General features: G+C 68.5%; 9 protein-coding genes. 7 read left to right on the top strand and 2 right to left on the bottom strand.

Going from position 1 to position 13407, the window contains the following annotated elements:
• Positions 1-905, top strand: a 905-nt coding sequence (locus IPV09_RS07460; protein ID WP_207474612.1) for a peptidoglycan-binding protein, incomplete at its 5' end; no start/stop codon positions are given.
• Positions 906-973: 68 nt separating this feature from the next.
• On the opposite strand, the gene IPV09_RS07455 is transcribed toward IPV09_RS07460, so the two are convergent.
• Positions 974-1831 carry a hypothetical protein gene (locus IPV09_RS07455; RefSeq protein WP_207474611.1) on the bottom strand — a complete coding sequence of 286 codons (858 nt, stop codon included), beginning with the start codon at positions 1829-1831 and terminating at the stop codon, positions 974-976.
• Positions 1832-1960: 129 nt separating this feature from the next.
• Here IPV09_RS07455 and IPV09_RS07450 point away from each other — a divergent pair, with 129 nt between their 5' ends.
• The 6 genes from IPV09_RS07450 to IPV09_RS07425 all read left to right on the top strand — a co-directional run bounded on the left by IPV09_RS07450 (position 1961) and on the right by IPV09_RS07425 (position 12142).
• Entirely contained in the window at positions 1961-2893 is a 933-nt protein-coding gene (locus IPV09_RS07450; RefSeq protein WP_207474610.1) for a DUF4192 domain-containing protein, read from the top strand.
• Positions 2894-2977: 84 nt separating this feature from the next.
• Positions 2978-5455, top strand: a complete 2478-nt coding sequence (gene leuS, locus IPV09_RS07445; protein ID WP_207474609.1) for a leucine--tRNA ligase — start codon at positions 2978-2980, stop codon at positions 5453-5455.
• A 57-nt stretch (positions 5456-5512) separates the two neighbouring features.
• Positions 5513-7246, top strand: coding sequence for an alpha/beta fold hydrolase (locus IPV09_RS07440; protein WP_207474608.1), 1734 nt, complete (start codon positions 5513-5515; stop codon positions 7244-7246).
• A gap of 87 nt (positions 7247-7333) precedes the next feature.
• Positions 7334-8248: a helix-hairpin-helix domain-containing protein gene (locus IPV09_RS14210; RefSeq protein ID WP_242681356.1), complete on the top strand. Its 915-nt coding sequence runs from the start codon at positions 7334-7336 to the stop codon at positions 8246-8248.
• Positions 8245-10566 carry a ComEC/Rec2 family competence protein gene (locus IPV09_RS07430; protein WP_207474607.1) on the top strand — a complete coding sequence of 774 codons (2322 nt, stop codon included), beginning with the start codon at positions 8245-8247 and terminating at the stop codon, positions 10564-10566. The genes IPV09_RS14210 and IPV09_RS07430 overlap by 4 nt, the downstream gene beginning before the upstream one ends.
• 1126 nt (positions 10567-11692) lie before the next feature.
• Positions 11693-12142 carry a very short patch repair endonuclease gene (locus IPV09_RS07425; RefSeq protein WP_207474606.1) on the top strand — a complete coding sequence of 150 codons (450 nt, stop codon included), beginning with the start codon at positions 11693-11695 and terminating at the stop codon, positions 12140-12142.
• A gap of 16 nt (positions 12143-12158) precedes the next feature.
• Here IPV09_RS07425 and IPV09_RS07420 read toward each other — a convergent pair whose 3' ends face one another.
• On the bottom strand, positions 12159-13406 hold the full coding sequence (locus IPV09_RS07420) for a sigma factor-like helix-turn-helix DNA-binding protein (RefSeq protein ID WP_207474605.1): 1248 nt from the start codon (positions 13404-13406) through the stop codon (positions 12159-12161).
• Position 13407 lies beyond the last annotated feature (1 nt).

Genomic DNA, 13407 nt, shown 5'->3' with positions numbered 1-13407 from the left:
CGGCCCCGACGAAGGCGCCGGCGATCCTGTCGTCCGGTTCCCGGGGCGACAAGGTGCGCGAACTGCAGCACCGGTTGCAGCAACTCGACTGGTTCGACGGCCTGATCACCCCCGACTACGGGCGGCAGACCGAGGTTGCGGTGCAGGGGTTCCAGGGCAAGCGCGCACTGCCGGTGACTGGGGAGGTCGACCAGAAGACCTGGGACGTGCTGGCCTCCATGACCAAGCAGCCCACCCGCGACCAGATGTACAACGTGCTCAAGCCCGGGCCGGCGATCCTGCAGTCCGGGGACGCGGGTGACCGGGTGCGCGACCTGCAGGCCCGACTCAAGCAGGTCGGCTGGTACGAGAAACTGGTGGACGGCCGCTACGGCGCCGACACGGTGGCCGCGGTGAAGGGATTCCAGGACAAGCGCCAGATCCCGGTCACCGGTGCGGTCGACCAGCGCACCCTGGACCGTCTGGGCGCCATGACCAGCAAGCCGACCGTCGAGGAGTTGACGAACAAGCCCCCGAAGAAGGTCATCGGCTCGATCGACCAGCGCTGCATGACCGGCCGGGTGCTGTGCATCAACAAGCGCTCGAACAAGCTGAACTGGGTGGTCGACGGCAAGGTGGTCAAGACCCTCGACGTCCGCTTCGGCTCGGAGCTGACCCCCACCCGCGAGGGCGTGTTCACCCTGTACTGGAAGTCGCGCAACCACCACTCCACGATCTATGACACCCCGATGCCCTACGCCATGTTCTTCTCGGGCGGTCAGGCCGTGCACTACTCAGCGGACTTCGCGGCCCGCGGCTACAACGGTGCCTCCCACGGGTGCGTGAACGTGCGTGACAAGTCTGGCATCATCTGGCTGTTCGACCAGACCCGTGAAGGCGACAAGGTGATCGTCTACCGCGCCTGACCGTAGCGGCAGGTCGACCACCGGACGACCCACACGGGACAACCACTCGGCGCTGGCGGCGCGGGCACTCAGCCCGCGATCGCCAGCGCCGAGACCTGTCGTCCGAAGCGGTTGGCCAGGTAGACCATGGTGTCGCCCTGTTCCTTGTCGAAGACGACCAGGCCCTGGGCGCTCTCGCCCTCGTCGAGGGTCCCCGGGCGGAGCACGTTCGAGTCCGGGATGTCAGCCGGGTCGTAGTCGTCGGTGGTGGCATTGTCGAGGCAGAAGAAGGAATAGCCGAAACTGCCGCGGGTCACGGTGACCTTGATGATCAGTTCGAGGCCGCGGTCGGTCCACTGCGACTTCTGGATCTGCCAGTAGCCCTCGGCGCCGTCGGTCTGGGAGGCGAAAGCCACTGCGTTGCCCGAGGGTGCCGAACTGGGCAGGGCACGCTGGCTGGACGTGGGGGTCGGCGAGTCCACGGCACCGGGCTGCGGACTGCCAGAGGTCCAGATCGCGGCGGCGGCGAGCGCGCCCACCACGACCACTGCGGCGCCGGCGAGCCAGAAGCGCGACCGCGACTTCGGCAGCGTGTAGTCCTCGATCGAGACCGAGTCGTAGGAGTTCTGTCCGAGCGGGTCGTGACCGGCAGGTCTGCCCGGCTGCGACTGGGGCTCAGAGCCCTGCTGATGGTGAGCAACGTGGTGCGGAGTCGGCGTCTGCGGCACACCGGTGGTGTGGGAGCCGTCCAGCGTCCAGCCCATGGGCTGCTGCGGGGCAGGCTGGCCCGCCCACGGCGCCTGCGGATGCGGCGTCTGGGGGCGTGGCGCCTGGCTCGGCGGCGTCCACTGCGGCGGCGGTCCGCCCTGCCATGGCTGCTGGCCCGGCGCCGGCGGCGGCTGCCAGGGCCTGCCCTGGGGAGGTCCGGATGGGGGTGGCTGAGTCATCGACCACCATCGTACTCGGCGGGTGTGACACCGAGCCCGTTTTCACCCGCGGCCTGTGGACAGCCGGCCGGCTCCGGATTGGTCTGTGGACAACTGGCGATTTCGTCGGGCTGTCGTCATAACCGGTGCATGAACCAGACCATCACCGCCCGGACAGCGACCGACATGTTGTCGCTGGTGCCCCACCTGCTCGGCTTCCACATCGATGAGGGGGTCGTGGTGGTGGTGTGCCAGGCGCGCGCCGTGGAGGTCACGATGCGCTTCGACCACGAGATGTTCGCCCATCCCCGACAGGTGCAGTCGCGGTTGCTGCACCTGATTGCCCGCTTCGAGACACCCCGGCTCTTCCTCGTCTCCTACGGGGAGCGTGACCAGAGCGACCATGCGCTGGCGATCCTGGAACAGGCCCTGGAGCCCGAGGAGATCATCGACTCGATCCACACCGACGGGCGCCACTGGTGGTCGCGGCGGTGCGTCGAGGAATGCTGTCAGGGGGTGGCCTGCGACGACGCGACGGCGGTGGCGGCCTCGGCGATCCTGAACGGATCCCAGGCGCTGTCCTCGCGGGCCGAGTTGGAGCATTTGGTGCAGGGGCCCTCGTTGGTCACCCAGTCCGAGACGCTCGGCGCCTACGAACAGGCACGGCAGGCGGTCGGTGAGATCGAGAACCAGAAGGACCGTCGGGAGCGGGTGCTGCAGCTCATCGACGACGCCACCAGCAACGGCTGGCTGTCAGCACCCGACGCCTGCGAACTGGCCCTGCTGGTGGGCGAGATTCCGGCCCGGGACGACGCCTGGCGCGAGATGGCCCTGAGCAGCGCCCGGCAACACGTCACCATGTGGCAGCAGGTGGTGGCGATCGTCCCCGACGCCTGGGCAGTGCCGCCCCTGTGCCTGCTGGCGGCCGCGGCGTGGCTCGAGGGCAACGGCGCGTTGATGGGCTGCGCCCTGACCAGAGCCGAGCGACTCGACCCGGACTACTCGATGATCGACCTGTTGCAGCAGATCCACCTGGCCGCGGCGCCGCCGTCCCTGTGGCGCGAGTTGTGGCAGGTCGGCTGAGCCCTGCCGGGCGGGAATCGGTTGGGTGGCGAAAGGTGTGGCGCGGTAGCGTGGTTCCTTGGTAGGTCGAGAGAAAGAGGACACGTGAGCGATCACCCGGCTGAGCGCAGCGGCTACGACATTGTCGCTGCCCAGGAGAAGTGGGCGCGGTACTGGCAGGAGCACCGCACCTTCGCGGTCTCCGACGATGAGTCCCTGGAGCGGCGCTACCTGCTCGACATGTTCGCCTACCCCTCCGGTGACCTGCACATGGGCCACGCCGAGGCCTGGGCGATCGGCGACGTCGTCGGACGATTCTGGAAGATGCAGGGCTACAACGTGCTGCACCCGGTCGGCTGGGACTCCTTCGGGTTGCCCGCCGAGAACGCCGCGATCCGCAACAACGCCCACCCGGCCGAGTGGACCTACCGCAACATCGACACCCAGGCGGCGTCCTTCGCCCGCTACGGCATTGGGTTCGACTGGGACCACCGCCTGCACACCTCCGACGCCGAGTACTACCGCTGGACGCAGTGGCTGTTCCTGCGCTTCTACGAGAAGGGTCTGGCCTACCGCAAGGACTCCTACGTCAACTGGTGCCCCCAGGACATGACGGTGCTGGCCAACGAGCAGGTCAAGGACGGCAAGTGCGAGCGCTGCTCCTCGGTGGTGACCAAGCGCAAGCTGAACCAGTGGTACTTCAAGATCACCGACTACGCCCAGGAACTGCTGGACGACATGGACCAGTTGGAGGGCGGCTGGCCCGAACGGGTCCTGGCCATGCAGCGCAACTGGATCGGACGATCCACCGGTGCCCACGTCGACTTCCAGATTGAGGGACGCGACGAGCCGGTGACGGTGTTCACGACCCGCCCCGACACCCTGTACGGCTCAACGTTCATGGTCGTCGCCCCCGACGCACCGCTGGCCGACGAGATCGTCTCCGACGAGCAGCGCGGCGCCTTCGAGCGGTACCTGGAGGGCGTCAAGAAGCAGTCCGAGATCGAACGCCAGGCCACTGACCACGCCAAGACCGGTGTCTTCCTGGGGGTGCACGCCACCAACCCGGTCAACGGCGAGCGGCTGCCGGTCTGGGCGGCCGACTACGTCCTGGCCGACTACGGCACCGGCGCGATCATGGCCGTACCTGCCCATGACGAGCGCGACCTGGAGTTCGCCCGCACCCACGACCTGCCGGTGCGGATGGTCATCGACACCGGCGAGGGCGACCCGGCAACCACCGGTGTCGCCACCAGCGGCGACGGCGCGTACGTGAACTCGGGGGTCCTCGACGGGGTCTCGACCAAGGCGGAGGGCATCGCACGGATCTGTGAGCAGTTGGAGTCCGACGGTCTGGGCAAGGCAGCCATCACCTACCGGCTGCGTGACTGGCTGATCAGCCGGCAGCGGTTCTGGGGGTGCCCCATCCCGATCATCCACTGCCCGGACTGCGGTGAGGTGCCCGTTCCCGACGACCAGCTGCCAGTGAGGCTGCCCGACGACATGCGCGGCGAGCAGTTGGCCCCCAAGGGCGTCTCGCCGCTGGCTGCCGCCGAGGCGTGGAAGAACGTCGAGTGCCCGAACTGCGGTGGGGCCGGGGTGCGCGACACCGACACCATGGACACCTTCGTCGACTCGTCCTGGTACTTCTACCGCTACACCTCACCGGGCTACACCGAGGGGCCGTTCGACCCGGAGGCCGTCAAGAAGTGGATGCCGGTCGCCCAGTACGTCGGCGGCGTGGAGCATGCCACCATGCACCTGCTGTACTCGCGCTTCTTCAACAAGGTGCTGCGCGACATGGGCATGGTCGACTTCGACGAGCCCATGCTGAGACTGATGAACCAGGGCCAGGTGATCAACCAGGGCAAGGCGATGAGCAAGTCACTGGGCAATGGCGTCGACCTGGGCCAGCAGATCGACCAGTTCGGTGTCGACGCGGTGCGCACGACCGTCATCTTCGCCGGCCCGCCGGACGAGGACATCGACTGGGCCGACGTCTCGCCCGGGTCGACGCTGAAGTTCCTGCAGCGTGCCTACCGTCTGGCCACCGACGTCGCCAGCCTGCCCGGTGCCGATGCTTCCGCAGGAGACCGGGCGCAGCGTCGGGCCACCCACAAGGCGATCGCTGAGATCACCGACCTGGTCGAGTCGCACCGCTTCAACGTGGTCATCGCCCGGGTGATGGAACTGGTCAACGCCACCCGCCGGACGATCGACTCCGGCCCGGGCGGTGGTGACCCCGCCGTCCGGGAGGCCGCCGAGTTCGTCGCCCAGGCATTGTCCCTGGTCGCGCCCTACGTCGCCGAGGAGATGTGGGAGGCCCTGGGCCTGCCCCCGTCGGTGGCGCAAAGCCGCTGGCCGGTCGCCGACGCGTCGCTGCTGGTGGCCGAGACGGTGACCATGGTGGTGCAGGTGCAGGGCAAGGTGCGCGCCAAGATCGAGGTCTCGCCCGACATCACCGAGGACGAGGCGACCGAGTTGGCCCTGGCCGACGCCGGCGTGCAGCGGTCCCTGGACGGCCGTGAGGTCGCCAAGGTGATCTGCCGGCTGCCCAAGATGGTGAGCATCGTCCCCGCCTGAGCCTGACGGAGAGGTGGCGCTGTGCCTGAGAACCCGTGGTCCGCTCCCTCCAGGGCGGTGAGCCTGGCACAACGTGTGCCCTGGTGGCTGGCTGTCCTCCTGGGTTCGGCAGTCGTGCTGGTCGGTTCACTGCTGGCCGTGCGTCCCTTCGCGTCCCTCGGCGCATTGGTCGTCCTGATCTCCATCGGGCTACTTGTCACCGGTATCGCTGAACTCGGCGCCTGGACCCTGGGGGATGGGAGCCGGCTGCAACTGCTGACCGGCCTGCTCTGGATCACTGGCGGGGTGGTGCTGCTCGTGGTGCCAGCCCTGACCATCGCCGCCCTGGTGCTGGTGGTGGGATTGCAGTCAATCATCTCGGGACTGGTGCGTATCCGTTCCGCGATTCGGGGGCAGAGCCACGGGGTCGGCACGGCCAACGCCGCGATGCTCGGGGTGTCGGGTGTGATCATCGGGATCCTGGCGCTGACCTGGCCTGACGTGACTGTCTACGTCATCGCCGTTGTCTTCGGGGTCCGGATGCTCCTTTTCGGTGCGGCCCAGGTCATCGCGGCCCTGCGCCAGCGACGACGGGCCACCGGTGAGCGTGATGAGCCAGTCCTGCCTCGCCACCGGAGTCCGGTTGTCGGGGTGTTGGTGCTGCTGACGACGCTGGCGCTGGTGGTGATGTCGGCAAAGTTGTCCGCGACCGCGCAGCCGGACGACTTCTACATCGCACCCGCCACGGTGCCCTCCGCCCCCGGGGCGTTGCTGCGCCAGGAGCCCTTCACCGCCGACATTCCTTCCGGGGCGCAGGGGTGGCGCATCCTCTACACCACCACCCGGGACGAGGGCCTGCCCGCGGTGGCCTCGGCCATCGTGATCGTCCCCGAGGGCGGAGCGGTCCATCCGGTGATCGCCTGGGCGCACGGCACCACTGGCTTGCTCGAGGGCTGTGCGCCGTCCCTGCTCGATCACCCGTTCATCGCCGGGGCCATGCCGAACCTCAACCAGGCGCTGGCCGCCGGATGGGCGATCGTCGCCACCGACTACGTCGGATTGGGCACAGAAGGGCCGCACCCCTACCTGATCGGGCAGGGCGAGGGACGAAGCGTGCTCGACGCGGTACGGGCCGCGCATCAGCTGGACCGCACCAGGTTGGGGACGCAGACGGTCATCTGGGGACACTCCCAAGGCGGACATGCCGCGCTGTGGGCGGGTGGTCTGGCGCAGGACTACGCACCCGAACTCGACGTCGTGGGCGTTGCGGCCATGGCACCGGCCGCCAACCTGCCCGGCCTGTTGGCGTCCATCGCCGATTCCCGGATCGGCGCACTGTTCGGCGCCTATGTCATCGCCTCCTACTCTGCCCACTTTGGCGACGTTCGGGTAGGTGACTACGTGCGTCCGGGCGGTCGAATCATCATCGAGGAGATGTCCCGGCGCTGTCTGGTGGACCCGGCGATGGCAGTGTCACTGGTGTCGGCACTGGCCAGCGACCAACCCCTGTGGGTGGGCGACCCGAACCGGGGTGCGTTGGCGGTGCGCGCGGAGCAGAACGTCCCGAGGTTGCCGATCGAGGCGCCATTGCTGCTCGCCCAGGGAGAGGCCGACACCCTGGTTCTGCCCAGCGCGCAGCAGGTCTACGTGCATGACCTGTGCAGGGCAGGGCAAGCAGTGGATCATCGCAACTATCCCGGCAAGGACCACATGGGGCTGGTCACTGGTGACTCGGCGTTGTTGCCGGAACTGATTACCTGGACCGCAGACCGCTTCGCCGGGCGACCTGGGGCCAACTCCTGCCCGGACTGATCTCGCGACGGACCCGAATCAGCGATTGTTGTCCACAGGGTGTTGTCCGTCTGGCGACGGTGCTGAGTCGACGCACACAACCGGAGCATGCGAGTCGAGAGCGATCATGCCGAACGTCTGCGCACGGTGCTGGCGGGGCACCCCGTCCCGCAACGGGGGCCGCGGCGCGCCCTGCTCGAGGTGTCGGGGTCCGACGACCTTCCGACGGTGCGACGGGTGGTGCAGGTGCCCATGCGCCCGATGCTGCCAGGCACCAGGCCGCCACCGATCAGCTCGCACAGCGCACTGAGCCCCTCGGAACAGTTCGTCGACGAGAAGGATCGCGATCCCGCGCCGACCGACGCCGGGCCTGCTCCCGAGGAGCGACCGCGTGGCGTGGTGGCCGGGGTGCGGTCATTCACCGTCCGCCACCTGCAGGCCATCGGAATCCTGGTGGTCGTCGCGCTGGTGTTCACCTCGGTGCAGCTGTTGCGGGCCGCACCCAGCGAGGTGCCGCTGGTCGAGCCGGCGCTCAGCGCCGAGGTGAGTTCGCCGTCCCCGCCAGGCACGCCGAGCGTGGTGCCATTGCTGCTGGTGCACGTTGCCGGGGCAGTCAAGAACCCCGGCGTCGTGCAGGTGCCCCAGGGCGCCCGGGTCAACGACGCCATCGCCGCCGCCGGCGGCATCACGCCCGAGGCACATCTGGGCACCCTGAACCTGGCAGCGGTCGTGAGCGACGGCATGCAGATCCTGGTCGGGTCCGGGCCCCAGCAGACCTCGACCACCTCCGGGGGCCGCGACAGCCAGGCACCGCCGGGTGAGAGCGGTGGTGCCCGAATCAATCTGAACACCGCGACCCAGGCCCAGTTGGAGAGCCTTCCGGGGGTGGGGCCTGCGACCGCCGCGAAGATCCTTGCCTGGCGCGACCAGCACGGACGGTTCAGCAAGGTCGAGGAACTCCAGGAGATCGACGGCATCGGGCAGAAGACCTTCGAACGGTTGCAGCCCCTGGTCACGGTGTGAAGACCACCGAGCCGGTGGACCTGCGTCTGGTCGCTCCCGCGGCCCTGGCCTGGCTGACCACGTGGTGGGTGTTGACCGCCTCACCCCGGGCGGCGGTCGCATGCGCCGTGACAGCAGCGGCGTCGGCCCTGGTGGCCGGGTCCCGGCGTGGATGGGCAGCGGCGGCGCTGTGCCTGGTGGTGCTGGCCTGCGCCGGGCTCGGCGCCCTGCGGGTCGGGTCCCTCACCTCCTCGCCCCTGGCCGAGGCCGCGGCAGAGTCGGCGCTGGTGCATGCCGAACTGGTGCTGACCTCCGACGCGAAGGTGGTCGGCAGGCCCGGCATGGAGCGTGCCGTCGTCCCGGCCCGCACCGTCTGGGTCGAGTCGCGGGGCAGCCGGTGGCAACTGCGCCAACCGGTGCAGGTGGTCGCCCCGGCCCGGCTGCTGACAGCGCTGGTCTCGCTGCCCGCCGGTGCCACCGTGCGGGTCGAGGCCATAGCCCGCACACCGCAACCCGGCCAACCGCAGGCAGCCGAGTTGCGCCTCACCGGCGCTCCCGAGACGTTGCGCGGACCGCGGTGGTGGGGGCGTCAGGTCAACCGCGTGCGGGCCGGACTGGTGAACTCCATGAGCTGGTCACCGGCTGAGCAGGCGGGACTGGTGCCCTCGCTGGTGGTGGGTGATACCAGCGGTGTGCTGCCGCAGACCAAGCAGGCCTTCCAGGCCACCGGGCTGACGCACCTGACCGCCGTCTCGGGCACCAACCTGACCCTGCTGCTGGCCACCATGCTGGTGGTCGCGCGGGTGATCGGTGTCCGCGGGCGCTGGTTGCACCTGGTCGGGGTGGCCGGTGTCGTCGTCTTCGTGGTGGTGTGTCGTGCGGAGCCGAGCGTGTTGCGCGCCTCGGCGATGGGGGTGGTCGGGTTGGCGGCGGTCGGGGCGAGCGCCGATCGCCGCCGCGGCCTGCGACACCTGTGCGTGGCCGTGATCGTGTTGATGGTGCTCGACCCGTGGCTGGCCCGCTCCTGGGGTTTCGCGCTGTCGGCCAGCGCCTCGGCCGGGATCCTGTGGTGGGGTCCGCCGTGGCGTCAGCGTTTGGCCCGGTGGCTGCCCGGCTGGTTGGCCGACTCGCTGGCGGTGCCGCTGGCGGCCCAACTCGCCACCCAGCCGTTGGTGACGGCATTGTCGGGGACCATCTCGACCAGCGGTCTGCTGGCCAACGTGCTGGTCGGACCCTTCGTGGGCCCGACCACGATCCTGGGGCTGTGTGCGGCGGTGGTCGCCCTGGTGGCGCCGGTGTTGGCGTCGGCGGTGGGCTGGTTGGCCGGGTGGTGCGTGCAACCGATCATCCTGATCGCCCATGCCGGAGCGGGACTGCCGGCCGCCACCTGGGCCTGGCCACCCGGTCCCGAGGCGCTGGTCCTGCTGACGGTCGTGTGCCTGGTCGCCGGGTTGGGAATGGGATGGGTGCTGGCGCGACGCTGGGCAAGCCTGCTGCTGGCAGTGCTGATGGTCGCCGCCATGATCCGACAGCCTCCGCCGGCCGGCTGGCCGGGGCCATGGGCGGTGGCGTTCTGCGCGGTGGGCCAGGGTGATGCGACGGTGCTGAATGCCGGCGGCGGCCGGGCCGTGCTGGTCGACGCCGGTCCGGAGCCGGGCCCGGTGAACACGTGCCTGGCCAGTCTGGGGGTGCGCGAGCTGTTACTGGTGGTGATCACCCACAACCATGCCGACCACCTGGGGGGACTGGCCGGTGTGGTGGCGGTCCGCTCGACCCGGTTGCTGCTGGTCAACCCGCTGCAGGAGCCGGCCGCGTCTCATCGTGGCGTGGCGGCATTGGCCGAGCGGGAGCAGATCCCCGTGCGGACGGCTGCCGCCGGGATGTCGATCGTGGCCGGTGGGGTGGCCCTGCGCGTGGTGCAGGCCGGTGCCCTGGCCGGGTCGGGTGGTTCGGCTGCGGGGGAGAGTTCGGCCGAGAACGACTCCTCGATCGTGTTGGTCGCCCAGGTGGGGCAGACGAAGGTGTTGCTGCCCGGCGACGTCGAACCGTTGGGGCAGCAGGTGGTGATGTCGACCCGACCCGACCTGCGCGTCCACGTCATCAAGATGCCGCATCACGGGTCGAGTCGTCAGGAGGAATCGTTCTGGAAGGCCACGGGCGCGCGGGTGGCGGTGGCCTCGGCGGGCGAGCGCAACACCCACGGCCATCCGGCGGCGGCGGCGCTGCGGTTGGCGGACTCGCTGTCGATGCGGGTGCTGCGCACCGACACCGGGGAGTCGTTCACGGTGTGGGTGGCCGGGGACCGGCTGCACGTACGCGCGGCGCTGGTCGGGGCCTGAGGGGGCAGCAGTGGGGCAGGACTCTCCGACTGGTAGGTTGCGGACGCTGAGCCGCCGCCGGGTCCACGCCCCGCCGGGGGATGGTTGCCGCGGACTGGTCGCCGGATCGGCGCCCGGGAGGCACACGCTGCCGGACCAATCACGCTGGGCTAACCTTGGGCCATTCACGTTGGGGGGACTCTTGAGGATCGCGCTCTACGTCATCTGGGCTCTGTTCTTCACCGCCGTGGCGATCACGCTGGTCCACACCGTGCGCAAGACCCGAGCTCAGGAGCGGCTGATCGCCAGTTGACCCAAAGCCGTGGCCGCGGTCACAAGCAGCCGCCAGGGCTGGACACACGGTGGCCGCAACATGACCCCGGAACGTCGGCTACTGGCCGCGCTACCAGTTCCACGACGCGCGCGGCGTCCGCTACGTGGGGGAGTCCGAGGTCTCCTACGCCAATGCCCCGGAGCCGGGGTCGCCGCGCGAGGTGAGGATGGCCTATGCCGACGACAGTCTCGGGGCCGCCGCTCGGTTTTGCCCATCGCTGGGCCGTAGCCACAGGCGGTCGGGGCTATGTTCCGGCGCAGCGAACGCCGCATCACCCGTGGCCGACAGGATGGTCGCACTATTCCCTACAACAACGTCATCCTGTTCAAGAGCCGTCAGCGACCCATCGGCACGTTCCGTGCCGTTGGCTGCCGCGACGCCAGCTCGTTGGAGCGCGACGGAGCCGTACTACGCCTGCAACCGGTTGAGACCTGGGGACGGTCGCCCCGTGGTCGAGGTGCAGTTCGCCGACTGCATGTGGCTGCTTGTCAAGCCGACGTTCGAACTGGTGCCCGGTTCCTACCTCCGCGTCCTTCCCGACAACGTTTACCTCGCCCCACTCGTATGGCGAACGATGGAACAGTTGGGCGACCCGCAGTCGTCGACCGGAGCAATCTCAGTATGCTGCTTCGTGATTCGAGCGCCCCTCATCGCTGGGAAGGCGACGGCGTGCACGTGAGTGACGAGGAGGACGACGACTGGTTCGTGATCCTCGTGCCCAGCTCCGACTGCGGCTACGACACCGCGCCGCTCGGATGAATGCTCACGGTGGTGGGGGGGGGATTGAGTCCCGGACCGTAGTTGACTTGACGCATGTCTGCGTCCGATCGATCTCAATGGGAGGTGTCCGACCACGTGCGTCGGCGCATGTCGTCGACTCGTGGTCGCGACACAACACCGGAGCTGGCCGTGCGGCGCCTGCTACACGCACGTGGCCACCGATACCGCGTCAACTACCGGCCCCTCGACGACAAGCGTCGGTCGGTCGACATCGTGTTCACGCGGCTCAAGCTCGCCGTGATGATCGACGGATGCTTCTGGCACGGCTGCCCCGATCACTATCGGCCAGCGTCCAACAGAGCTGCGTTTTGGGCGGCGAAGATCGCCGGTAACCGTGCCCGAGACGTCGATACGGATCGTCGCCTAAGGGAGGCGGGCTGGGTTGTAGTCAGGTATTGGGAGCACGATGATCCCGACTCGGTGGTCGAGGGCATCGAGGCCGAGATCTTACGGGCGAAGCTCGCTCTGCAAGCCTTTCGGTGAAGGCTACGAGACCATCTCATCCGCTCGCGTGGGCCGCCGCCCGAGCCTTGTCCCAACCCCCGAACCGCAGGGTGATGGTGCCTGCCGTGGGGGCGCCATACGCTTCCCTCCAGTCCTCATACATGCGGTAGCTACCCTCCGGCTCCAACTCCAGGAACACACGCAACCAAGCTAAGAGCTCGTCGTCAGGGATCCTGAGCTGCTTCTGCACCGTCACGCCACCGACGGCGTCAACCAGGTCGCCCCACCGCATGCCACTCCTGCGGCAAATCGTCATGACGCCAGGCCGCTTCGTCGCCTGCGCCCATTCGGTGTAGCGGACCATGGTGATGTTCTTCCCGAGCGCCAGACGAGCTGCTCGCATGTGGACGATGGGATCCTCGGCATCCAGGAAGCTGGGCCAGTCGCGCGGCAAGGACACAGCATTGATCCACACCTCGTCTCGCTCGCTGCGGTTCCCCAGGATGCGTAGGGCCTCGTCACGCAGCTCGTTCCATTTCTGGGGGAGGCGATTCCGAATTGTTGCCAACGACGGAGCCCCCTCTACTGTCACCAACCAGTCCTCGAACTCCTTGGCCGTGAACTGACCAGCCCGTATGCCATCCAAGACCGCTGCCCAGAGGTCCTCATCGGAGTAGCGTCGTTCACGCTCGATGGGCGGAGCGTCCTTGATCCCGGCGCGCGCTGCCGCGTCGTTCCAGGAGCCGAACCGAATCGCAATGGTCTGCTGGCCAGGCACGCCAGCATTCTTGGCCCAGCGACCGTACGCCGCCGCACTCGTCCCCCCGGTCTCTGCGTAGAAGCGCCTGAGGTCGGCCAGCAAAGCATCAAGAGAACGTCCCTCCGGGGCCTTCTTCTCGACAAGCTCGTGCCGGATCCGGTGTCGCCCCAGATACTTGCGTACCACCTCCTCATTCAGCTTCAGCTGTGCGACAGCCTGCTCGATGGGCGCTCCGACGTTAGCCTCCGACCATTCCAGAACTGCCCTACGTTCGGCCTCTGCCTGCACCGCCAACGTCCGGCGCCGCGCAGCACCGATTGAGGTGGTGGACCAGGGGGTCTCGGTGTTGATGATCTGGCGAATACGCTCGCGGGTGACGCCGTAGTCATCGCCAATCTCTTGCAAAGTCTCACCAAGTGCATAGCGTCTGGCCATCTGGTAAGCCCGAGAGAGATCCGCTGCGCCGAACACCAAGTGATCGATCAAGTCGTCCTCGAATTCACCGACCAGTCGGTCGACCAAGCCTTCCTCGCCCTTCTCCATC

Source organism: Tessaracoccus sp. SD287, assembly GCF_017355265.1.
Lineage (GTDB): Bacteria > Actinomycetota > Actinomycetes > Propionibacteriales > Propionibacteriaceae > Aestuariimicrobium.
The sequence above is the reverse complement of the archived record's forward strand: the minus strand, read 5'-3'. Positions and strand labels throughout refer to the sequence as shown.

Coding starts and splice junctions, on each gene's coding strand:
- IPV09_RS07455 (WP_207474611.1), bottom strand. CDS start 1,831: ATGACTCAGCCACCCCCATCCGGACCTCCCCAGGGCAGGCCCTGGCAG.
- IPV09_RS07450 (WP_207474610.1), top strand. CDS start 1,961: ATGAACCAGACCATCACCGCCCGGACAGCGACCGACATGTTGTCGCTG.
- IPV09_RS14210 (WP_242681356.1), top strand. CDS start 7,334: ATGCGAGTCGAGAGCGATCATGCCGAACGTCTGCGCACGGTGCTGGCG.
- IPV09_RS07425 (WP_207474606.1), top strand. CDS start 11,693: ATGTCTGCGTCCGATCGATCTCAATGGGAGGTGTCCGACCACGTGCGT.
- IPV09_RS07420 (WP_207474605.1), bottom strand. CDS start 13,406: ATGGAGAAGGGCGAGGAAGGCTTGGTCGACCGACTGGTCGGTGAATTC.